At 68.5% G+C, this 23203-nt stretch carries 18 protein-coding genes and 1 tRNA gene; 3 read left to right on the top strand and 16 right to left on the bottom strand.

The window, feature by feature from the left end; translation table 11 throughout:
- Positions 1-45 precede the first annotated feature (45 nt).
- Positions 46-1851, top strand: coding sequence for an ABC transporter ATP-binding protein (locus OSC27_RS01495; protein ID WP_267179642.1), 1806 nt, complete (start codon positions 46-48; stop codon positions 1849-1851).
- 126 nt (positions 1852-1977) lie between these two features.
- Here the strand turns inward: OSC27_RS01495 and OSC27_RS01490 are convergent, their stop codons facing one another.
- Positions 1978-3831: a phosphoenolpyruvate carboxykinase (GTP) gene (locus OSC27_RS01490; RefSeq protein WP_267179641.1), complete on the bottom strand. Its 1854-nt coding sequence runs from the start codon at positions 3829-3831 to the stop codon at positions 1978-1980.
- A 116-nt stretch (positions 3832-3947) separates the two neighbouring features.
- On the opposite strand from OSC27_RS01490, the gene OSC27_RS01485 reads away from it, so the two are divergent.
- Complete coding sequence (locus OSC27_RS01485; protein ID WP_267179640.1) at positions 3948-5393, top strand: helix-turn-helix transcriptional regulator; 1446 nt, start codon at positions 3948-3950, stop codon at positions 5391-5393.
- A gap of 320 nt (positions 5394-5713) precedes the next feature.
- On the opposite strand, the gene OSC27_RS01480 is transcribed toward OSC27_RS01485, so the two are convergent.
- From OSC27_RS01480 to topA, 14 genes are all read right to left on the bottom strand, one after another.
- A complete protein-coding gene (locus tag OSC27_RS01480; protein WP_267179639.1) occupies positions 5714-6526 on the bottom strand; it encodes a 3-hydroxyacyl-CoA dehydrogenase in 813 nt (270 codons plus the stop codon).
- Between the two features lie 58 nt (positions 6527-6584).
- The gene (locus OSC27_RS01475) at positions 6585-7766 is read right to left on the bottom strand and encodes a thiolase family protein (protein WP_267179638.1); all 1182 of its coding nucleotides are present in this window, start codon (positions 7764-7766) and stop codon (positions 6585-6587) included.
- Between the two features lie 112 nt (positions 7767-7878).
- Positions 7879-8607 (bottom strand): amino acid ABC transporter ATP-binding protein, encoded by a 729-nt coding sequence (locus OSC27_RS01470; RefSeq protein WP_267179637.1) that lies wholly within the window; start codon positions 8605-8607, stop codon positions 7879-7881.
- Entirely contained in the window at positions 8604-10127 is a 1524-nt protein-coding gene (locus OSC27_RS01465) for an amino acid ABC transporter substrate-binding protein/permease (RefSeq protein WP_267179636.1), read from the bottom strand. The genes OSC27_RS01470 and OSC27_RS01465 overlap by 4 nt, the downstream gene beginning before the upstream one ends.
- Before the next feature lie 183 nt (positions 10128-10310).
- Positions 10311-11783: an NAD-dependent succinate-semialdehyde dehydrogenase gene (locus OSC27_RS01460; protein ID WP_267179635.1), complete on the bottom strand. Its 1473-nt coding sequence runs from the start codon at positions 11781-11783 to the stop codon at positions 10311-10313.
- Between the two features lie 128 nt (positions 11784-11911).
- Positions 11912-12508: an isochorismatase family protein gene (locus OSC27_RS01455; RefSeq protein WP_267179634.1), complete on the bottom strand. Its 597-nt coding sequence runs from the start codon at positions 12506-12508 to the stop codon at positions 11912-11914.
- 275 nt (positions 12509-12783) lie between these two features.
- Positions 12784-14274 (bottom strand): D-alanyl-D-alanine carboxypeptidase/D-alanyl-D-alanine-endopeptidase, encoded by a 1491-nt coding sequence (locus tag OSC27_RS01450; protein WP_267179633.1) that lies wholly within the window; start codon positions 14272-14274, stop codon positions 12784-12786.
- A 10-nt stretch (positions 14275-14284) separates the two neighbouring features.
- Entirely contained in the window at positions 14285-15313 is a 1029-nt protein-coding gene (locus OSC27_RS01445) for a Gfo/Idh/MocA family protein (RefSeq protein WP_267179632.1), read from the bottom strand.
- 55 nt (positions 15314-15368) lie between these two features.
- Positions 15369-15444 (bottom strand) — tRNA-Thr (locus OSC27_RS01440).
- Positions 15445-15509: 65 nt separating this feature from the next.
- Complete coding sequence (locus OSC27_RS01435) at positions 15510-16181, bottom strand: TetR/AcrR family transcriptional regulator (RefSeq protein WP_267179631.1); 672 nt, start codon at positions 16179-16181, stop codon at positions 15510-15512.
- A gap of 23 nt (positions 16182-16204) precedes the next feature.
- Positions 16205-17806, bottom strand: coding sequence for an alpha/beta hydrolase (locus tag OSC27_RS01430; protein ID WP_323373875.1), 1602 nt, complete (start codon positions 17804-17806; stop codon positions 16205-16207).
- The gene (locus tag OSC27_RS01425) at positions 17803-18999 is read right to left on the bottom strand and encodes a DNA polymerase III subunit delta' (protein ID WP_267179630.1); all 1197 of its coding nucleotides are present in this window, start codon (positions 18997-18999) and stop codon (positions 17803-17805) included. Before OSC27_RS01425 ends, OSC27_RS01430 begins: the two co-directional genes overlap by 4 nt.
- 10 nt (positions 19000-19009) lie before the next feature.
- Complete coding sequence (gene tmk, locus OSC27_RS01420; protein WP_267179629.1) at positions 19010-19642, bottom strand: dTMP kinase; 633 nt, start codon at positions 19640-19642, stop codon at positions 19010-19012.
- Positions 19639-22473, bottom strand: coding sequence for a type I DNA topoisomerase (gene topA / locus OSC27_RS01415; protein ID WP_267179628.1), 2835 nt, complete (start codon positions 22471-22473; stop codon positions 19639-19641). Before topA ends, tmk begins: the two co-directional genes overlap by 4 nt.
- Positions 22474-22610: 137 nt before the next feature.
- Between topA and OSC27_RS01410 the strand changes: the two genes are divergently transcribed.
- Positions 22611-22853, top strand: coding sequence for a hypothetical protein (locus OSC27_RS01410; protein ID WP_267179627.1), 243 nt, complete (start codon positions 22611-22613; stop codon positions 22851-22853).
- On the opposite strand, the gene OSC27_RS01405 is transcribed toward OSC27_RS01410, so the two are convergent.
- Positions 22829-23200 carry an Rv3654c family TadE-like protein gene (locus OSC27_RS01405; protein WP_267179626.1) on the bottom strand — a complete coding sequence of 124 codons (372 nt, stop codon included), beginning with the start codon at positions 23198-23200 and terminating at the stop codon, positions 22829-22831. The two genes, OSC27_RS01410 and OSC27_RS01405, sit on opposite strands and share 25 nt — an antisense overlap.
- Between the last annotated feature and the right edge of the window lie 3 nt (positions 23201-23203).

Genomic DNA, 23203 nt, shown 5'->3' with positions numbered 1-23203 from the left:
CCCCCAACACGACGCTTGCCCCCACCCGACCCACGAAGAAGAGCAATGAGCGAAACCCCCACCGCACGTCGCAGCCCCTTCCGCCGCCCGTCGAAAGACGATGGCCCACGCGCCACCTTCCGCCAGCTGCTGCCGTACATCTTCGAGCACCGACCCGTCATGGCCCTCATCATCGGGCTCAGCATTCTCGGCGCGCTCGCGAGCCTGGCGCAGCCGCTGCTCGTGAGCCAGGTGATCTCGGTCGTGGGCGCATCCAAGCCGCTGGGTGGTCTGGTCTGGGCGCTCGTGGCACTCGTGGTCGTCTCGGGCCTGATCACCGGCTACCAGCACTACCTGCTGCAGCGCACCGGCGAGGGCATCGTGCTCTCGAGCCGCAAGCGTTTGGTGGCACGCATGCTGCACCTTCCCATCGGCGAGTTCGACACCCGGCGCACCGGCGACCTCGTCTCCCGGGTCGGCAGCGACACCACGCTGTTGCGGGCCGTGCTCACGCAGGGGCTCATCGAGGCGATCGGCGGCGTGCTCACGTTCGTCGGCGCGCTCATCGCCATGCTCATCATCGACCCCGTGCTGCTGGGGCTGACCGTGCTCGTGATCGCCGCGTCGGTCGTCACCGTCACGGTGCTGTCGGGGCGCATCCGGGTCGCGAGCCGCAAGGCCCAGGAGCGCGTCGGCGACCTGGCGGCATCCGTCGAGAGGGCCATCACTGCGGTGCGCACCATTCGCGCCGCCAACGCCACCGAGCGGGAGATCGCGGCGGTCGAGAGCGACGCGAGAGGTGCCTGGAGCATGGGAATCCGGGTCGCGAAGATCTCGGCGCTCGTCGTGCCGGTGGCGGGCATCGCCATGCAGGTGTCGTTCCTGGTGGTGCTGGGCGTCGGCGGGTTCCGGGTGGCGAGCGGCGCCATCACGATCGCGAACCTCGTGGCGTTCATCCTGTTCCTGTTCATGATGATCATGCCCCTCGGCCAGGCGTTCGGCGCGCTCACGTCGGTCAACTCGGCGCTCGGAGCGCTCGGTCGCATCGAGGAGATCATCTCCCTGCCGTCAGAGGGCGAGAACGACCGCGACATCGCCCCGCTTGCGATGACCGTCGGCGCCGCAAATGCGTCAGTGAACCCGGATGCCGCGGCGATCGCCTTCGACGACGTGCACTTCTCGTACGGTGACGCCCCGGTGCTGCGCGGAGTGACGTTCGAGGCGGCGCGGGGAAAGCGCACGGCGCTGGTCGGCCCCTCGGGTGCGGGCAAGAGCACGACGCTCGCGCTCATCGAGCGGTTCTACGACCCGACCGCGGGCGTGATCAGCCTGGGCGGCATCGATATCCGCAGTCTCAAGCGCGACGAGCTGCGCGCACAGATCGGCTACGTGGAGCAGGATGCGCCCGTACTCGCGGGCACAATCCGTGACAACCTCACGCTGGCCGCGCCCGATGCGACCGACGAGCAATGCATCGACGTGCTGCACGCCGTGAACCTCACCGAGGTGCTCGAACGCAACGAGCTGGGGCTCGGCGCACCCGTGGGCGAGGAGGGCATCATGCTCTCCGGTGGCGAGCGTCAGCGGCTGGCCATTGCCAGGGCGCTGCTCGCGGCGCCGCCCATCCTGCTGCTCGATGAATCGACGTCGAGCCTCGACGGGCGCAACGAGCAGCTCATGCGGGAGGCGATCGACGCGGTCGCCGAGCATCGCACCATGATCGTGATCGCGCACCGGCTCTCCACGGTGGTCGACAGCGACCAGATCGTGGTGCTCGATCACGGGCAGGTCGTCGGCGTGGGCACGCACTCGGAACTCGTCGGCACGACGCCGCTGTACCGCGACCTGGCGAAGCACCAGCTGCTCGTGTAGGTCTCGAGGACGCGGATTGAGGAGGTCGCGCCAGCGACCGTCTCGAATTCCACATCCAAGCCGGGTTTCGAGACGCCCGCTGCGCGGGCTCCGGGGCCCACAGCTGCGCGGCCTCCTCGAGCCGCTTCAGAGGGTGAGGTGGTAGCGCAGGCTTGCGAGCTCGGCGCGCAGAGCCTGCGGCACGCGATTGCCGAAACGGTCGAAGTACTCCTCAGTTGAGTCGCATTCGGCGATCCACTGCTCGGGATCGACCGCGAACAGCTCGTCGAGGTCTGCCTCGGTCACGTCGAGCCCGTCGATGTCGAGCTCGCGCTCCAGCGGCACCAGGCCGACCGGTGTGCGCATCGCCCCGGCCTCGCCCTCGAGCCGCCGCACGATCCACGCGAGCACGCGCGCGTTCTCGCCGAACCCCGGCCACAGGTAGCGCCCATCCTCGCCCTTGCGAAACCAGTTCACCCGGAAGATCGCCGGCGCCGATGCCCCCAGCCGCTCCCCCATGCGCAGCCAGTGCGCCCAGTGATCGGCCATGTTGTAGCCGCAGAACGGCAGCATGGCGAACGGATCGCGGCGCAGCTCGCCCAGCTCGCCCTCCGCCGCCGCGGTGCGCTCTGAGGCGATGGTCGCGCCCATGAACACGCCCTGCTCCCACGAGCCGGCTTCGGTGACGAGCGGCACATTCGTGGCGCGACGCCCGCCGAAGATGATCGCGTCGATCGGCACGCCTTCTGCAGCATCCCAATCGTCTGCAATGGAGGGGCACTGCGCGGCCGCCACGGTGAAACGAGAATTCGGATGCGCCGCAACGCGCCCGCTCTCAGGCGTCCAGTCTTCACCCCGCCAGTCGATGAGGTGCGCCGGCGGGGTGTCCGTGAGCCCTTCCCACCACACGTCACCGTCGTCACGCAGGGCGACGTTCGTGAAGATGGTGTTGCCCCACATGGTCTCGACGGCGGTCGGGTTGGTGCCCATGCCGGTGCCGGGCGCGACGCCAAAGAAGCCGTTCTCGGGATTGATGGCCCAGAGCCGGCCGTCGTCTCCGGGGCGCAGCCAGGCGATGTCGTCGCCGATCGTCTCGACGCTCCAGCCGGGTAGCGCCGGGCGCATCATGGCGAGGTTCGTCTTGCCGCACGCCGAAGGGAACGCCGCGGCGACGTGGTACGCCTGCCCCTCGGGCGAGGTGATGCGCACGAGCAGCATGTGCTCGGCAAGCCAGCCCTCGTCGCGCGCCATCACGCTGGCGATGCGCAGCGCGAACGCCTTCTTCGCGAGCAGGGAGTTGCCGCCGTAGCCGGAACCGTACGAGACGATCTCACGGTCCTCGGGGAAGTGCACGATGTACTTCGTCTCATTGCATGGCCAGGCCACGTCGTCGACGCGGCGGCCGCGCTCATCGATGAGGGGCATTCCGACACTGTGCACGGCGGGCACCCACGATTCACCCCGCTCGATGAGCTCGAGCGCCTCGCGACCCGTTCGCGCCATGGCGTGCATACTCGCCACAACGTACGCCGAGTCGGTGATCTGCACGCCGAGGCGCGAGAGCGCACCGCCGACCGGGCCCATCGAGAACGGCACGACGTACATGACCCGCCCGCGCATCGAGCCGTCGAGCAGCGCATCGAGGACGGCGCGCATCTCCGTGGGATCGCGCCAGTTGTTCGTGGGTCCGGCGGCATCCGGCTCGGCGGAGCAGATGAACGTGCGATCCTCGACCCTCGCGACGTCGCTCGGGTCGGTGCGCGCGAGGAAGCTGTTCGGCCGCCACTCGGGGTTCAGCCTGATGAGCTTGCCCTCCGCCACCAGCAGGCGGGTGATGCGGTCGAACTCGGCCAGGGAACCGTCGCACCACACGATCGATTCGGGCTTGGTGAGCGCCGCGACCTGGTCGACCCAGGCGAGCAGCCGCGCATCCGTCGTGCTGCGGCCCTGTGGCTCATCGCTGCCCGCCGTTGACCCTCGCGAGTGCTGGATGATCGTCATAGTTCTCCTCGTTGCCTCGACAATTTCCTCGTCTGTGTCCAGCATTGTCCCGTTAGCACCGCAATTCTCAACGTTGGGGTTGTCAAGAATCGCCGTTCTTTCACTATGGTGAAGAGATGACGACCGCTGCAGACGACCTGACCACGCTGGGTCACCGCATCCGCCACTATCGAACGGAACGAGGCCTCACCCTCGACTCCTTAGGCCAGGCGGTGGATGCCGCGCCGAGCCTGCTCTCGCTCGTCGAGAACGGCAAGCGCGAACCCCGGCTGTCGCTGCTGCAGCGGCTCGCCGACGAGCTGGGCGTGCACCTGGCGGACCTCCTGAGCACCGAGCCACCCAACTCGCGCGCGGCGATCGAGATCGAGCTCGCGCGGGTGCAGCGCGGCAGCCTGTACCGCAGCCTCGGTCTGCCTGAGGTGAAGCCGACGCGCGGCACGCCAACCGGAACACTCGAGGTGCTCGTCGGGCTGCACCGGGAGCTGGCGCGGCGCGCGTCGGAGGCCATCGCCACGCCCGAAGAGGCGCGGCGGGCGAACACCGAGCTGCGCGAGCACATGCGCACCCTGAACAACTATCTGCCCGACATCGAGCAGCTCGCCGAGGAGCGCGTGAAGGCGGCCGGGCACACGTCCGGCGCGCTGACGCACCGCGAGGTGAGCGTCATGGCCGAACAGCTCGGCTTCAAGCTCATCTACGTGGGCGACCTGCCGCACTCGGCCCGGTCGGTGACCGACCTGGAGAACCGGCGCATCTACCTGCCGCCCGCCTCGATTCCCGGCGGGCACGGGCTGCGATCGATGGCGCTGCAGGCCATGGCGCACCGCCTGCTCGGGCACGAGCGCCCATCGAGTTACGCGGAGTTTCTACGCCAGCGGCTCGAGATCAACTACTTTGCGGCAAGCTGCCTGATGCCGCGTGGGGCTGCCGTTGCGTTCCTCGCCGACGCCAAGCGCGAGCGCGACCTGGCGGTCGAGGACTTCAGGGATGCGTTCGGCACCACACACGAATCGGCGGCGCTGCGGCTGACGAACCTCGCCACCTCGCACCTCGACATGCCGCTGCACTTCCTGCGCGTGGGCGGCGATGGCGCTCTGCACAAGGGCTACGAGAACGACGGCCTGCAGCTGCCGACCGACGTGACGGGGGCGATCGAGGGGCAGCTCGTGTGCCGGCACTGGCTGGCCCGCAGCGCGTTCACGCACACCAACCGCACGACCGAGCTGTATCAGTACACGGACACGCCCGCGGGCACCTATTGGTGCGCGACGCAGACAGGAACGGGGACCGACGACGAATTCTCCATCACCATCGGCGTGCCGTTCGCGCAGGCGAAGTGGTTCCGGGGCCGGGAGACGACCGTGCGGGCGACGTCGACCTGCCCCGATGCAGCGTGCTGCCGCCGCCCAACCACGGACCTCACCGAGCGGTGGGAGGCCAAGTCGTGGCCGAGCGCACGCCTGCACGCGCACATTCTGGCGCCGCTGCCCTCCGGCACGTTCCCCGGCGTCGATGACTCCGAGGTGTACGCGTTCCTCGACGCGCACGCCGAGGCTGGTTGAGGAGCGCGCAACGCATCCCTCGCTGGTTGAGGAGCGCGCAGCGCGTCCCACGCTGGTTGAGGAGCGCGCAGCGCATCCCACGCTGGTTGAGGAGCGCGCAGCGCGTCTCGGAACCTTCGCCGAGCACGGGTTTCGAGACGCCGCTTCGCGGCTCCTCAACCCGCAGCTTTCGTTGAGCGGTTTCGAGACGCCGCTTCGCGGCTCCTCAACCCGCAGCCGGACTTCAGCGGTTGCGAGACGCCGCTTCGCCGCTCCTCAACCCGCAGCCGGAGTTGAGCGGTTGCGAGACGCCGCTTCGCGGCTCCTCAACCCGCAGCCGGCTACTTGGGCTGCATGCGGATCGCGCCGTCGAGGCGGATCGTCTCGCCGTTGAGCATCGGGTTCTCGACGATGTGCTTGACGAGCGCCGCATACTCCTCGGGCCGGCCGAGGCGCGACGGATGCGGCACCTGCGCCCCCAGCGACGCGCGCGCCGCCTCGGGCAGCGACGCCATCATGGGCGTGTCGAAGATGCCGGGAGCGATCGTCATCACCCGGATCAGGTGCCGCGAGAGCTCCCGGGCGGCCGGCAGCGTCAGCGCCGCCACCGCGCCCTTCGACGCGGCGTAGGCGGGCTGCCCGATCTGCCCGTCGAACGCGGCGACGGATGCGGTGTCGACGATCACGCCGCGCTCCGGCGTACCGGCCTCCGCCCCAGCGCCCTCCCCGCCACCGTCCTGCGCCGCGCCGCCCACGGGCTCGTTGCGCGACATCGCCTCAGCCGCCAGCCGCAGCACATTGAATGTGCCGAACAGGTTGATGCGCACCACGCGCTCGAAGTCGGCCAGCGGCAGCACGCCCTCCCGTCCCAGGATCTTGCCCGGCGTTCCGACGCCCGCGCAATTGACCGCGATACGCAGGCTGCCGTCGGCGGCCGCGATGTCGACGGCCTCGCGCACATCCGTGTCGCTGGTGACGTCGGCGGCCACGAAGCGGGCGCCGTCGCCGAGGCTTTCCGCCGCCTCGGCACCCTTCGATGTCGGCAGGTCGACGAGCACCACACGCGCGCCCGCCTGGTGCAGCGCGGTCGCTGTGGCAAGGCCGAGGCCCGACGCTCCCCCGGTCACCAGCGCCGTCGATCCTTCAATCTGCATGCTGCGCTCCCCTTCGTCAGAGCCGTCTCGTCACAGCCGTTTTGTCACAGCCGTTTCGTCACAGCCGTTCGATGATGGTGGCGTTGGCCATGCCGCCGCCCTCGCACATGGTCTGCAGCCCGTACCGCCCGCCGGTCGATTCGAGCGTGTTCACGAGCGTTGCGAGCAGCTTGGTGCCGGTCGCGCCCAGCGGGTGGCCGAGCGCGATCGCGCCGCCGCGCGGGTTCAGCTTCGCGGGGTCCGCGCCGAGTTCGCGCTGCCAGATGATCGGCACCGGCGCGAACGCCTCGTTGACCTCGTAGGCGTCCATCTGGTCGAGGCTGAGGCCCGACCGCTCGAGGATGCGCCGGGTCACCGGGATCACGCCCGTCAGCATGAGAAGAGGGTCGCTTCCCGTCACCGCGAAGCTGTGGAAGCGGGCGCGGGGGCGCAGGCCGAGTTGGTCAGCGCGTTCGGCGCTCATGATGAGCGCGGCTGAGGCGCCATCCGTCAACGGGGAGGAATTGCCCGCCGTCACCTGCCAGCTCGCCTGCGGAAAGCGCTCGGCGAACGCGTCGGTACGAAACGCCGAACCCAGCGTTCCGAGCCGCTCGGCCGTCGTTCCGGGCCGAATCGTCTCGTCGGCGGTCACCGCTCCGTTCGGCATCTCAACGGGAACGATCTCGTTGTCGAAGTCTCCGCGCTCGGCCGCGGCCGCCGCGCGCTCGTGCGACAGCGCAGAGAACGCGTCGAGGTCGTCGCGCGTGAGTCCCCACTTCTCGATGATGAGCTCGGCCGAGATACCCTGGTCGACGAGGCCGCCGGGGTAGCGTTCCTCGAGCAGGCGGCCCCAGGTCTTCTTGCCTGCCGCGTTGGAGAGAATGGGTACCCGGCTCATCGACTCGACGCCGCCCGCGATCACGATGTCGTACGCCCCCGCGATCACGCCCTGCGCCGCGAACGTGGCGGCCTGCTGGCTGGAGCCGCACTGCCGGTCGATCGTGACCGCCGGCACCGTGTCAGGGAACCCCGCAGACAGCAGCGCCGTGCGTGTCACGTTGGTCGACTGCTCGCCGATCTGCGTGACGCAGCCGCCGATCACATCGTCGACCTGGCGAGCGTCGATGTCGTTGCGGTCGAGCAACTCGCGCAGCACCCCGGCGAACAGGTCTGTCGGGTGCACCTCAGAGAGGGCCCCGCCCGGCTTGCCCCGACCACTCGGGGTGCGGATGACGTCGACGATGACAGCGTCAGTGCTCATGACTCCACGATAGCCGCCGAGCCGAAAAGCGGTCCGAAGAGCGGATGCCGCAGCAGCGCCGCGTCGCTCAGAGCACCTTCGCGCAGAGCGCCGTCGCTCACAGCATCGTCGCTCAGAGCACCTTCGCGAGGAAGTCCTGCAGCCGCGGCTGCTCAGGGTGGGAGAAGATCTGCTCGGGCGTGCCCTCTTCACAGATCACGCCGTCGGCCATGAACACCACACGGTCGGAGACCTCGCGGGCGAAGCCCATCTCGTGCGTGACGACCACCATGGTCATGCCCTCGCGCGCGAGGTCTTTGATGACCTGCAGCACCTCGCCCACCATCTCGGGGTCGAGGGCGCTCGTCGCCTCGTCGAACAGCATGATGCCCGGGTTCATTGCCAGGGAGCGCGCGATCGCAACCCGCTGCTTCTGGCCGCCCGAGAGCGACGCGGGGCGCGCATCCGCTTTCTCTTCGAGGCCGACACGCGTGAGCAGTTGGAGTGCACTCTGCCGGGCCTCGGCCTTGGTCTGCTTCTTCAGTTCGACCGGCGCGAGCATGATGTTCTCGATCGCGCTCATGTGCGGGAACAGGTTGAAGTGTTGGAACACCATGCCGATGCGCTGGCGCACCTGGTTGAGGTCGACCTTGGGGTCGGTGAGGTCGAAGTCGTCGATGACGACCGAGCCGCCGCTGATCTCCTCGAGCTTGTTGAGGCAGCGCAGCAGCGTGGACTTGCCCGAACCCGACGGGCCGATGACGCACACGACCTCGCCGTCGGCGACATCGAGGTCGATGCCCTTGAGAACATCGTTGCCGCCGAACGACTTCGTCAGGCCCTTCACGTGAATGGTGCTCATTTGTTGAACTTCCTGTCGAGAAGGTTGGAGAGCTGGGTCAGCAGCATGATGACGATGAAGTACAGCGCGGCGACGATCAGCAGGGTCTCGCCCGTGCGGAAGTTCGACGCGTAGATCTGCTGGCCCTGGTACGTCAGTTCGGCGAAGCCGATGACGGCGAGCAGTGAGGTGTCTTTCAGCGTGATCACGAACTGGTTGATGAACGTGGGCGTCATCACCTTGACCGCCTGCGGGATCACCACGCGGCGCATCGAGGTGACGTAACCGAGGCCGAGGCTGCGCGCCGCCTCGAGCTGGCCGGGATCGATCGACTGGATGCCGCCGCGGATGATCTCGGTCATGTACGCGCCGGCGTTCAGGCTCAGGGTGAGGATGCCGGCGGTGAGCACGTCGATCGGCACCCCCGTGAGCTGGGGCAGGCCGAAGTAGAAGAAGAACGCCTGCACCAGCAGAGGGGTGCCGCGGAAGATCGCCACGTACGTTGTGGCGATGCCGCGCAGCACCAGGCTGCTGCCGACCTTGAAGAACCCGAAGACGATGCCGATGATGAGCGCGAAGATCAGCGACAGCACCGTCGCGAGCATGGTGAGGCCGAGGCCCTTCATGAGGGCGGGGAAGCTGTTGGCCAGCAGCGCGAAGAAGCTCGAGTTCGGCGCGGCCTCGTCGGGCGCCTTCAGGTAGCGGTCGAGGATCTTCTGGTACTGGCCGTTCGCCTTCAGCTCGGCGAGGCCGGTGTTGAACGCGGCGAGCAGCTCCTGGTTCTGCCCCTTGTTCACGGCGAAGCCGTATGAGCTGCCGCGCTCCTTGGCGGTCACGGCCTTCAGTCCGTTGTTCTGTCGGATGCCGTACGCCAGCACGGGGTAGTCGTCGAAGACGGCGACCGAGTTGCCTGCCTTCACGTCGTCGTACATAGTGGCCGACTGGTCGAGCGGCTTGACCGTGAAGTGGTACTTGTTCTTGATCGAGTTCGCGAAGGCCTCGCCCTCGCTGCCGCGCTTGACCGCGACGGTCTTGCCCTTCAGGTCTTTGTAGCTCGTGATGTCGTTGTTGCTCTTCGCGACGGCCATCTGAATGCCCGAGTCGAAGTACGGGTCGCTGAAGTCGAAGATCTGCTTGCGCTCGTCAGTGATCGACATACCTGCGATGACGCCGTCGACCTGATTCGACTGGAGCGCCTGGAGCGCCGCATCGAACCCGAGCGACTTGATGTTGACGCTGAAGCCCTCGAGCTTCGCGATGGACCGGATCAGGTCCATGTCGATGCCCTTGAGGTCGCCGCCCGAGCGGAACTCGAACGGTGCGAACGTGGTGTCGGTGCCGATCGTGAACGTCTTGCCCTTGACGTCGGCGGGAGGCGGAGTGGATGCCGCGGCGGCGAGCGCGCCGCCCGCGGTCTCGTGGCTGGCGTCGGCTGGGGATGCCGCTGCGGCGGCGACGCCACCGAACAGGGAGAGCGCGGCGACGGCGGCGATTGCGGCCGGAACGATCCTCGTCAGCCGTGACGGGCGTGGCTTGTGCACGTGGGTGACCTCTCTTCTCGTCTGCCCCTTTCGGGGGGTAGACCTCAGATAGTCAAGCACACTCACGGGCGGGGGCGGGTGTCAGGCCAGCGGGGGTTTCGAGACGCGCCTTCGGCGCTCCTCAACCTGCAGAAACGGTGTTCGGCGCTCCTCAACCTGCAGAAGTGCCGTGGTCGAAGTGGCTCAGGCGAACGGGTCTGGCGTCATCGTGTAGCGGGTCTCGAGGTACTCGTGGATCCCCTCGAAGCCGCCCTCGCGCCCGAGGCCCGACTGCTTCACCCCACCGAATGGCGCCGCCGCGTTCGAGACCACGCCGACGTTGAGCCCGAGCATCCCAGTCTGCAGGCGCTCAATGAGCCGCTGCCCGCGGGCGAGATCGCGCGTGAACGCGTACGCGACGAGCCCGTACTCGGTGTCGTTGGCGATGCGCACGGCCTCGTCCTCGTCGTCGAAGGTGACGATCGAGAGAACGGGCCCGAAGATCTCCTCCGTCAGGATGCTGCTGCCCGCCGCGACGTCCGTGACCACGGTCGGCTCGTAAAAGGTGCCCTCACCCTCGATGGCCGAGCCGCCGACGAGCACCCGCGCGCCGCGCGAGACGGCATCCTTCACGAGAGAATCCGCCTTCTCAATGGCGTCCTGATTAATGAGCGGGCCGATCGTCACGCCCTCCTCCGTGCCGCGCCCGACCGTGAACTCCTGCACCTTCTCGGTCACGCGCCGGGCGAACTCCTCGGCCACCGACGCGTGCACGATGAAGCGGTTCGCTGCCGTGCACGCCTGCCCGATGTTGCGGAACTTCGCCTTCATCGCCCCCTCGACCGCCGCGTCGAGGTCGGCATCGTCGAACACCAGGAACGGCGCGTTGCCCCCCAGTTCCATCGAGGTGCGAAGGATGCCGCGCGCCGCCTTCGCCAGCAGCGAGCGCCCGACGGGGGTCGACCCCGTGAAGCTCAGCTTGCGCAGCCGCGGGTCGGCGATGATCGCATCCGAAACCGGCCCAGAACTGCGCGTCGTCACGACGTTCACCACCCCGGCCGGCAGCCCCACCTCGTGCAGCAGCGCAACGAAGTGCAGCGTCGTCAGCGGCGTCAGGCTCGCCGGCTTGACGACCACCGTGCAGCCCGCGGCGAGCGCCGGCCCGATCTTGCGCGTCGCCATCGCCAGCGGAAAGTTCCACGGCGTGATCAGGAAGCACGGCCCCACCGGGTGCTGCGAGACAATCGTGCGCCCCGTCCCCTCCGGGTTCACACCGTAACGACCGGTGATGCGGGCCGCCTCCTCGCCGAACCAGCGCAGAAACTCTGCCCCGTACGTGACCTCGCCATCCGACTCCGCCAGGGGCTTGCCCATCTCGAGCGTCATGAGCATGGCGAACTCGTCGTGGCGCTCGACGACCAGCTCGAACGCGCGCCGCAGCAGCTCGCCCCGCACGCGCGGCGGCGTCGTCGCCCACTCGTGCGCGGCGTCGACCGCCGCATCGAGCGCCGCGAGGCCGTCATCGACCGACGCGTCAGCCACCGAGGCGAGAACGGCATTGGTCGACGGGTCGCGCACCTCGAACGTCTTACCGGATGCTGCCTGCCGCCACTGCCCGCCGATGAACAGCCCCGTCGGCACTCGCTCCAGCAGTTTCTTCTCGTCGATCACCGTCATCGCTATCCGCCTCCTCGCGGCCCACAGTACTCGCGGCCGCCGACAGCGCAGTGCGAGGCCACAGCGCGACCGTGCCCGATGCGAGGCCATAGCGCGACCGCTTAGCGCGACCGCTCAGCGCGCCCCCTCTACCCCGCGAGCGCCGCCTTTGCCGTCACAATCTCGGCGCCCCGCCGCGCGAGCTCCATGAGCGCGTCAGCGCTGCGTCCGGGGTCGACTCCCGCGACGAGATCGGTGAAGACGCGAACGCGAAGCCCGTGGCTGAGCGCATCCGTCGCCGAGGCGAGAACGCAATGATCCGTGGCGATGCCGACCACGTCGACGTCGGTCACCCCGTGCTCGTCGAGCAGGTTGTGCAGGGTCGAGCCCGCGTCGGTGTGCCCCTCGAAGATCGAGTACGCGGGCACGCCCTGCCCCTTCAGAATGTGGTACTTCACGCGGCTGATGTCGAGATCGGGGTGGTAGGCCGCACCCTTCGTGTCGGCGACGCAGTGAACGGGCCAGCTCGTCACGTAGTCGGGCTCGCCGTCGAGCGCGAAGTGGCCGCCGTTGTCTCCGGAGGCGTCGTGCCAGTCACGCGAGGCGAAGATCGTCGACCACGCGTCCGGGTGGGCCTGCAGCATCCGCGTGATGCCCGCCGCTACGGCCGCGCCGCCCGTCACGCCGAGCGCCCCGCCCTCGGTGAAGTCGTTCTGCACGTCGATGATGAACAGCGCTCGCCTCATGCCTCCATCATGCCCCCGAGCGGATGCGGCGGGCCGCCCTCGCCCGCAATGAGTCGGGCCCAATCGTGGGTCGCCTCACCGAACACCCACGAAATGCCCCGAGCGTCAACGCCGAGGGGCCTGCCGCTCTCTGGCCGACTCTGGGTCGGGCCCAATCGCGGTCCACCTCACCGAACACCCACGAAACGCCCCGAGCGAAAGCGAGGTGAGCCGCACAACGAGCGGATGCGAGGCAAGCCGCACAACGAGCGGATGCGGCGGCGCGGGGCGCCGGCTCAGTTGTCTGAGAGGTTGTTGCCGCACGTGTAGAAGCCGGCGGTCAGCGCATCGATAGCGGCGCGTGCGCTCGTGTTGACATTGCCGAACGCGTAGACGGCGAACGTGAGCGCGGTGCCGTCCTTCGCGTTGATGATGCCCGCGAGCGAGAACCCGCCGTCGACCGAGCCCGTCTTCGCGTGCACGGCGCCGCGCGCGACGGCGCTGGCGCCGGTGAAGCGGCCGTACCCCGGCGCGAGCGTGCCCGTCTTGCCGGCGATCGGCAGCCCGTCGTACACGACACCGAGCCCTTTGTCGCCGTTCAGCACCTTGATGAACAGCTGGGTGAGAAACGACGGCGGCACCGCGTTCTGATCGCTGAGACCCGAGCCGTCGGCGACGTGCACGCCGGTGGTGTCGATGCCGTAGGCCGCGAGCCCCTTGAGCACGCCGGCGTTCTCGGCGGCGAACGTGTTGCCGGAGCCTGTCTTGATGGCCACGAGGCGGGTCAGCATCTCCATGATGGTGTTGTCGGAGTACGTGACCGCCAGCTTGATGAGCGAGGAGACCGGCTGCGACTGCACCACCGCGAGCTGCGCCGCGCCGGCGGCGGCCTTCGACTCGCCCTTGTACGCGGGGGCGGCGCCCTGTTCCGATGCCAGCGCCGCCACGAACGCGTTCGCCGCCACCGTCACCGGGTCATCGCCGCGCTGTGAATCCATGGCGTGCGGGTCGGCCCGGTCGCCGTCGACCTGCAGCGCCGTCACATACGAGCTGCTGCCGTCGACGAAGCGCTCCTCGTGCTCGTTCCACGTCGGCTGCCAGTAGGGCGCGCCGAACAGCGACGTGTCGACATACACCGTCGTGATCGGCGCGGGGTGGTTGGCCACGGTCTGCTTCGCGAGGTCGTCGAGGTGCGCGGCGCCCCGATAGAACGGCTCGTCGCCCGTCGGCAGCCGCGACAGCGTCGAATCGCCGCCGCCGACGAGAATCACCGAGTTCGCGTCAGGCCCTGCCACCACGGTGGTCGACACGCGATAGTTCGGCCCGAGAATCGCCAGTGCGGCGGCCGACGTGACCACCTTCATCACGCTCGCCGTGGGGTTGGGCTTCGAGCCGTTGCGATCGAACAGCACCTCGCCCGTCTTCGCGTTGACGACCTGCGCCTCGAGGTTGCCGAGCCGGGCATCCTGTGCGAGCGCATCGACCGAGCACGTGCGGATCGGCGCCGCCGCCGACGCGGTCGCGGGCGTGGGGCGCGGTGTGTGTGTCGGGGCGGCCGACGCCGATGGCGACGACGAGTGGCCGGGCGCGCGCGTCGCCGAGGCGGCAGGCGCGCCCACCGCGGCTCCCACGGCAACCGCGCCCGAGCCGAGAACGGCGAACGCCACGCACGCGGCGGCGATCAGCCACGCCTGACGGTGGTCACGAAGAGACCGAAGGATGCCGCGGCGCCCGCGCGCCGCGCTCCCCGCCGCACGTGACGCCTCCGGCCCCTCGCTCTGTTCCATCACCCGCTATTCAACCAGCGTCGCGCTGGGATTCCGCCGGATACACGACCCCGATCTGCCGCCGCACCTCATCGAGCGTCTGCATGATCGACACGGATTCGGCAGGCGAGAGGATGCTGCTGGCGATCGCGCCGTCGTGGATCAGACGCTCCGCCTCATCCGCCTGGAACTGCATGCCGCGCTCCGGCACCGTGTTCTCCCACGCCTCGATGACGTCACCGGATCCGTTATAGACCCGGAACGTGGTTGGCGAGTACCAGACGGCGTCGATGTCGATGCGGCCGTTGGTGCCGAGAATGCTGGCCGTGTTCGGGCCCTTCGTGTTGCTCGCGGAATAGGTGGAGGCGATGGCGCCGTCGGCATAACGGAAGACCGCGGAGACCTGCGCATCCGCCCCGGTCTCTCGCAGCGTGCCCGTGGCCGTGACGCTTTCCGGGCTGCCGAAAAGCATGGCCGCGAACGAGATGGGGTAGATGCCGAGGTCGAGCAGCGCGCCGCCGCCGAGCGCGAGGTTGTTGAGGCGGTGCTCCGGGTCGTCTGTGATGAGCTGCGTGTGGTCGGCGAGGAAGGCGCGCACGTCGCCGATGGTGCCCGCGGCGATGATCTCGCGGATGCGCACGACGTGCGGCAGGAAGCGGGTCCACATGGCTTCGAGCAGCAGCAGGTTCTTCTCGGCGGCGAGGTCGGCGATGCGCTGCGCCTCGGCGGCATTGAGCGTGATGGGTTTCTCGATGAGAACGTGCTTGCCGGCGCCCAGGGCCAACTCGGCGTTCTCGGCGTGGAACGGGTGCGGCGTCGAGATGTAGACGATGTCGACGTCCGGGTCAGCGACGAGCTTCTCGTAACTGTCGTGTGCGGTTGGGATGCCGTACTCGGCGGCGAACGCGTCGGCACTCTGCTGCGAGCGGGAGCCGACCGCCTGCACGATGTGGCCGTAGCTCACGAGGTCGCGGGCGAAGGCGTGGGCGATGCCGCCGGTCGCGAGGATTCCCCAGCGGATGGGCCGACGGCCGCTCGCCTGTTCGGTGGTCGTCTCCATGCGTCTCTCCTGATCTCGGGCCGAGGGCGTTGCCGGGCGTGGGGAGCAGAGTGCGTGGAGCCGCCTGTCAGAATCGAACTGACGACCTTCTCATTACGAGTGAGATGCTCTACCGACTGAGCTAAGGCGGCGTGGCCGGCTCGAGGCGAGCCTGCGCACAGTGGAATAGCTTAGCCGATCATAGGGGCGGTGCGAATCACGTCGCGGGCGTCGAAAGCGACGCCAGAAGCGCGAACGATTCACGCAGCCGAACGACGAGCGAATCGCGACCTCCGCGGTCTGCCCAGCACGACCAGGCGTGGCGCACCCCGGCGAACGCCACGTAGGTCGCCATGAGAGCGCGCGAACGCAGCTCGTCGGGTTTCGCCGCCAGCGCCGGGCGGTCGGCCACCAACCGGCGCTCGACCACGGTCTCGAGCCGGGTCTCGAACTCGCGCATGCTCGCGAACTTCAGGGCGAAGAGCTGCGGATGCAGCCTCAGCAGTTCTCGGCGCCGGTCGTGCAGCGCCTGGTCATGTGCGTGCTCCGGCTCCGCCTCGTCTGAGCTGGGGTCGTCGGCGAGCAGCGCCTGCGCGAGCAGCTCGGCGATGCCGTCGAGCAGCGGTTCGGCCGGGCCGGCATTCACGAAGCGTTCGATCGCCGCCTCATCCGGCAGCTCGGGCACCTCACCGACGACGGCGGTGTCTTTCGACGAGAAGTAGTTGAAGAAGGTGCGCGGGGAGACGTTGGCGACGCGGCTGATCTCTTCGACCGTGACCCCCTCGAGGCCACGCTCGCTCGCCAGGTCGATGGCCGCGCGCTGGATCGCGAGGCGGGTTGCACGACGCTTGCGCTCGCGCAGCCCGAGTTCCTCCGTGACGGCTTCCATGCCTCAATTATGGCCCGGATGCCTCAGCACATCGGGTCGGTCGATGGCACGGTGCCCGAGACGAAGTAGCCGTCGACGGCGTCGTTCACGCACGAGTTCGACTTGTTGTACGCGGTGTGTCCCTCACCGTGGTAGGTGATGAGGTGCCCGCTCTGCAGCTCGCCCGCGAGGTTCTGCGCCCACACGTACGGCGTCGCCGGGTCGTTGGTGGTGCCGACGACGAGGATGGGTGCGGCGCCGGGGGCGGTGATGGGGCCGCGCTTGGTGGTGGAGTGGTACGGCCATGTGGCGCATCCGATGTCTCCATAGCCCATGTAGCGGCCGATGACCGGTGCTGCCTGCTCGAGCTTCTGCTCCTGGCTGCGCATGACGGCCGGGTTGTCGTCGTAGGTGTAGTCGAGGCAGTTGATGGCCATGAACGCCTCGGTCGAGTTGTCGCCGTATGTGCCGTTGCTGCTGCGGTTGTTGTAGGCGTCGGCGAGAGTGAATGCCAGCGATGCCTTACCCTTCATGACCTCGGTGAACATCTGGGAGAGGTACGACCAGGCGTTGGCGTCGTAGAGCGGGTAGATGATGGCGGTGAGCAGGGTGTCGGCGCCGAGTTCGCGGCCGTCGGCGTTGCGGATCGGGCTGGCCTCGACGCTCGAAAGCAGGTCGCCGACGGTGGTCATGCTGCGCTCGACGGTGCCGGTGAAGGGGCAGTCCTTGCCGCCCAGGCACGACTTGAGGTAGGCGCGCAGCGCACTTTCGAAGCCCTTGGACTGCTCCATCGTCACGTCGAAGTTGCTCGCCGCGGGGTCGATGGCGCCGTCAAGCACCAGCCTGCCGACCTTGTCGGGGAAGAGCGAGGCGTAGGTCGCTCCGAGATACGTGCCGTACGAGTAACCGAGGTAGTGCAGCTTCGTGTCGCCGAGCGCCGCGCGCAGCACGTCGAGGTCCCGGGCGGCGCTCACGGTGTCGACGTGGGCGAGGAGAGCGCCGGTGTTCTTCTCGCAGGCACTGGCGAAGTCTTTCGCCTCCTCCGTCTGGGCGGCGATCCAGGCGGCGGAGCCGCGGGTGCCCGTGGTGATGCCGTAGAGGTACTGGTCCATCTTGGCGGGGCCATAGCAGGTGACCTTGGTCGACTTGCCGACACCGCGCGGGTCGAAGCCCACGATCGTGTAGTGCGTCTGCAGCGTCGTGTCGGTGGCGTAGTCCAGGTTGTTCTCCACGAAGTCAACGCCGGAGCCGCCGGGCCCGCCCGGGTTCACGAGCAGCGAGCCGAGCGACTTGCCCGTCGCAAGGTGCCGCACGAGGGCGAGCTCGATCGTCGCGTGGCTCGGATTCTTCCAGTCGAGCGGCACCATGGCCTTGCCGCACTGCATGTCGTTGCCGCAGCTCGTCCACGTGATCACCTGGTGGTAGTAGCGGGCGAGATCGGCACTCACCTTTTCCTTTGTGGGGGATGACGTGGTCGCCGGCTTGCTCGGCATGAACCAGGTCACGCATCCGCTCAGCGAGGCGCTGAGGGCGACGACGAGACCAACGGCGACGAGGCCGCGCGCCATCCGCAGCCCGCCCCGATGTGCACGGACACCGCCTGCACGGCCACGCGAGACAGCAGGGCCGAGGGGCGCGTGGCTCATGAGGCGAGTTCCTTCGTTCGGTTGTCGGATGCTGCACCGAAGCCGCCGTCGCTTCGCACGCCCCGAACCACGCTGATCAGCATGGCCTCGAGCGCGAGCGCCGGTGCCACGTTCGCGGCGATGCGGGTGCGCGCCTGCGCGATGGAGTCCATGACGGCGAGCGTGGCGGCGGGAGTCATCGTACGCGCGCGCTCAATGAGTTCGGGTGAGAGCTCGACGTTGACGAGCGCACTCGCGCTGCCGAGCTGCAGCATGGAGAGGTCGCGGTACAGCGAGAGCAGGTCGACGAGAATGCGGTCGATGCCGTCGCGCAGGCTGCGGGTGGCGCGGCGCTTCTGGTCCTCTTCCAGCTGCCGCAGCTGGGCGCGAAGGGCGGGCGGCAGCGTTCCGCCCGGCTCCACGCCGAGCGAGCGAAGCGTGCTCTCGCGCTCCTCGGCGTCGAGTTGCTCGGTGATCGCCTTGCCGTCGGCCCCCGCGATCTCGATGAAACGGGCGGCCGCGTTGACCGCGTCTGACACGCTGCGGATGGCGAGAGTCGTCTGCAGTGTCTCCTGGCGCCGCGCCCGCGCGTCGGCGTTCGTGGCCAGTCTCCTGGCCATGCCGATGTGGCTCTGCGCGTGTCGGGCCGCCTGCTCGGCGACGACGGGGTCGACTCCGTCGCGCGTCACCAGGAGCTGCGCCACGTCGGCAACCGACGGAATGCGCAGCCGCACGCTGCGCACGCGGGACCGAATGGTGGGCAGCATGTCGGCCTCGCTCGGCGCGCACAGGATCCAGATCGTGCGCTCCGGCGGTTCCTCGAGCTCCTTGAGCAGAAAGTTCGACGTCTGCTCCGTCATGCGGTCGGCGTCCTCGACGACGATCACGCGATAACGACCCACGGATGGCGAGTAGTGCGAGCGCTGAACCATCTCGCGCACGTCATCGCGCTTGATGATGACGCCCGTCGTCGATAGCACGTTGAGGTCGGGGTGCGTGCGCGCAGCGACCTGCCGCGCCGTCGCCTCGTCGGGTTCGGCACCGGCCGGGGCGAGCAACGCGGTCGCGAACGCGAACGCGAGGTTGGAACGGCCGGAGCCGGGCGGGCCGGTGATGAGCCACGAGTGCGTCATCGCCCCGGGTGCACCGGCGGCGGCAGCGGTGAAGACCGCGATCGCCTCGGCCTGCCCCGTCAGCTCGTCCCAGATCGACATGGCACCAAGGCTACGCGAGCAGCGCAGCGACCCGTGCCCGCACGGCTGACGCGAGAACGTCGACGGGCTGCGCGGCATCCAGAACGAGAAAGCGGTCGGGCTCGGCCGCGGCGAGATCGAGGTAGGCGGCGCGCACTCTGGCGTGGAACTCGGCTGCCTCCGCCTCGAGCCGGTCGTAGCGGGTGCGCGCCGAGTCGAGCCGCGCGCGGGCGACGGATTCGTCGAGGTCGAGCAGAATGGTGAGCTGGGGCAGGAGCCCCTCGGTCGCCCAGAGGGAGAGCGAGCGGATCTCCTGCGCGTCGAGCACCCGGCCGACGCCCTGGTACGCGACGGACGAGTCGATGTAGCGATCCTGGATCACGATCTCGCCACGCTCCAGCGCGGGCCGCACGAGGGTTGCGACGTGGTGTGCGCGATCGGCGGCGTAGAGCAGGGCCTCGGCGCGTGGCGCGATGTCACCCCGGTGGTGCAGCACGAGCTCGCGCACCTCGAGCCCCACCTCGGTGCCGCCGGGCTCGCGGGTTCGCACGGTCGTGCGCCCTTGCCCGGTGAGCCACTCGGAGAGCAGCGCCGCCTGAGTCGACTTGCCTGAGCCGTCGCCGCCTTCGAGCGTGATGAAGAGACCGGATGCCGCCCCGCTCACTTCTTCGGCGCGGCCTTCTGGCTCGTGGTGCTCGTCGCCGTGCCGGCCTTCTTCGTCGTGCTTGTCTTCTTCGCTGTCGCGCTCGACTTCGTCGTGGCTGCCTTCTTGGCGGGCGCCTTCTTGGCGGGCGCCTTCTTCGCGGGCGCCTTTTTCTTCGGCTTCGCCGGCCCCTTGGCGCGCTTGTCGGCCAGCAACTGCACGGCCCGATCGAAATCGACCTCGTCGATCGATTCGCTCTTCGGAATGGTGGCGTTGGTCTCGCCGTCGGTGACGTACGGCCCGAACCGCCCGTCCTTCAGGCGGATCGGCTTGCCGCTCACCGGGTCGGCGTCGAATTCCTTCAGTGCGCTCGCCGCACGGCGGGCGCCGTACTTGGGCTGCGCGTACAGCTCGAGGGCGCCGGCGAGGTCGATCGCGAATATGTCGTCCTCGCTCGGCAGGGTGCGCGTATCCGTCCCCTTCTTCAGGTAGGGACCGTATCGGCCGTTCTGGGCGAGAATCTCGTCGCCCGACTCAGGGTCGGTGCCGACCACGCGCGGCAGGTCCAGCAGCTTCAGTGCCGTGTCGAGATCGATGGACGCGAGATCCATGGACTTGAAGAGGGATGCGGTGCGCGGCTTCACCGCGGCAGCCTTCTTCTTCGCGGTCTTGGTCTCGGCCGCCGTGGCCTCCGCCGCCTCCGATGCTGCCGTCTCAGGGTCGACCTCGGTCACGTAGGGGCCGTACCGGCCGTCCTTGGCGACGATGTTCTTGCCTGTATCCGGGTTCACGCCGATCACGCGGTCGGTGGCCACCGGCGCCTCGACGAGTTCGCGCGCCTTGGCGGGGGTGAGTTCGTCGGGTGCGAGGGAATCGGGAATGTTCACGCGGCGTGGCGTTTCGCTTCCCTCCTCCGCGGTCTCGAGGTAGGGCCCGTACTTGCCTATGCGCAACGTGATGTCGTCGTCGATGCGGATCGAGTTGATGGTGCGCGCGTCGATCTCACCGAGGTTGTCGATGACCTGGCGCAGCCCGCGGTGCTTGTCGCTGCCGAAGTAGAAACTGGTGAGCCAGTCGACGCGACCCGCCTCGCCGTTCGCGATTCGGTCGAGGTCGTTCTCCATCTCTGCGGTGAAGTCGTATTGCACGAGGTCGCCGAAGTAGTCCTCGAGCAGCCGAACGACCGAGAACGCGATCCAGCTGGGAACGAGCGCCTGTCCGCGCGGCGTCACGTAGCCTCGGTCGACGATGGTCGAGATGATCGACGCGTACGTCGACGGCCGGCCGACACCCAACTCCTCCAGCTTTTTCACGAGGCTGGCCTCGGTGAATCGCGGCGGCGGAGTGGTCTCATGGCCCTTGGCTTCCACCTCACGCGCGGCGAGAGCCTGACCCTCGGCGAGCGGCGGCAGCTTGGACTGGCTCGGCTCCTGGCCCGAGGTGCGCTCCTCGTCCGTGCCTTCTTCGTACGCCAGCAGGAAGCCACGGAAGGTGATGACGGTACCGCTCGCGCTGAACTCGGCGACCCTGCCCTTCTGCTCGCCCTCCGTCACGCGTGCTTCGATGGTCACAGACGCGGTCTGCCCCTTGGCGTCAGCCATCTGAGACGCGACCGTGCGCTTCCAGATGAGCTCGTAGAGGCGAAGGTCGTTGCCGCGCAGCGATCGCGCCACGTCATCCGGGGTGCGGAATGTCTCGCCGGAGGGCCGAATGGCCTCGTGGGCCTCCTGCGCGCTCTTGCTCTTGCCCGTGTACTGGCGCGGCTTCTCCGGCACCGTCTCGGACCCGTACAGCGACGCGGCCTGGGCGCGTGCCGCCTTCGTCGCCTGCTGCGACAGCGACGGCGAGTCGGTGCGCATGTATGTGATGTACCCGTTCTCGTACAGCGACTGCGCGACGCTCATGGTCTGTCGTGCCGAGAAGCGCAGCTTGCGCGCGGCCTCCTGCTGCAGGGTCGAGGTGGTGAATGGCGCCGCCGGTCGGCGGGAGAACGGCTTCGACTCCACCTTTGTCACCGAGATGGCGGTGCTCTTCTGCGCGACCGCGTCGGCGAGCGCGCGGGCGACGCTCTCGTCGAGCGTCACGGCATCGCTCTTGAGCGAGCCGCGGTCGTCGAAGTCGCGCCCGGTGGCGATGCGCCGACCGTCGAGGCGCACGAGGCGGGCATCGAACGTGTCGTCATTCTCACGGGCAGCGGATGCCGCATCCGCTTCACTCGCGAGACGTGCCGTCAGGTCCCAATACGACGCCGCGACGAACGCGAGCCGCTCCCGTTCGCGGTCGACGACGAGCCGCGTCGCCGCCGACTGCACCCGGCCGGCGGAGAGCCCGGGGCCCACCTTGCGCCACAGGACGGGCGACACCTCGTAGCCGTACAGGCGGTCGAGGATGCGCCGAGTCTCCTGCGCGTCGACCAGGGCGATGTCGATATCGCGCGTGTTCTCCCGCGCCGCTTCGATGGCTTCGCGGGTGATCTCGTGGAAAACCATGCGCCGTACGGGAACGGTGGGCTTGAGCTCCTCGATGAGGTGCCAGGCGATGGCCTCGCCCTCGCGGTCCTCATCAGTTGCGAGCAGGAGTTCGTCGGCGTTCTTCAGCGCACGTTTGAGGTCGCTGACAGTCTTCCTCTTCTGGTCGGAAACCACGTAATACGGCTCGAAGCCGTTCTCCACATCGACCGAGAACTTGCCGAGCGGGCCCTTCTTGAGCTCGGCGGGCAGGTTCTTGGGTTCGATGAGATCGCGGATGTGGCCGACCGAGGCCATCACCTCGTAGCCCTCCCCCAGATACTGGGCGATCGACTTCACCTTCGTCGGTGACTCGACAATGACCAGCTTCTTCGTGTCAGGCACGTGACTCCTTATATATATGACAGGCACACCATACACACCATTTCCGCTCAAGCACCTAATCGTCTCCCGCTCACTCGCGTGTCACGATCACTCCCGATTCCCTTGGCAGCAGCGGTCGCGGCGGGGACAATGAGGGTATGGACACCTCAGTCGGAAGCTACACGGCGAAGCTCACGGACGGCCCGCTCGAGGGCAAGACGATCCGAATCGACTTCCTCGATTCCGGCGACCCGCAACCGCGTCTCGAGATCCCCGTGGAGTCCACCGGGAAGCGGTACCTCTATCTGAGGGCGGCCGGTGTCGAGTACGCGTCGGAGGACACGGACAGCCGCCGCCCCAGTGCGGTGGACTACCGCTACCTCGAGACGCTGTTCGACTGACCTTCCACTCCCGGCGGCCCCGCCCGCGCTGCCGCCCGTACGCTGAAGCTGAGCCACGGGCGCTCGACGACGACCGTGGCAACGAGCCCATCGAGCCGACAGGTCTCGAGCACGGCACCGGACGCGAGGCGAGCTGCCGTGCCGGCGGCGTCGCACGGGAACCCCGGTACCGCGCCCGATACCGTGTCGGCCGCGGCGAGCGCGGCCGCATCCGCTGCCGATTCAACTGACTGCCTCACTGCCAACGCCCCGGCAACGGTGACGAACACCGTCGTCAGCATCATGACGGATGCCGCGATAGCCACCGCGACGAGAGAGCCGGATCCCCGCTCATCCGCGAGCCGCATTGC

The organism is Microbacterium sp. STN6, assembly GCF_026410545.1.
In the GTDB taxonomy this organism is placed as follows: Bacteria; Actinomycetota; Actinomycetes; order Actinomycetales; family Microbacteriaceae; genus Root112D2.
Note: the sequence above shows the minus strand (reverse complement) of the source record. Positions and strands in the feature narration are given on the sequence as shown.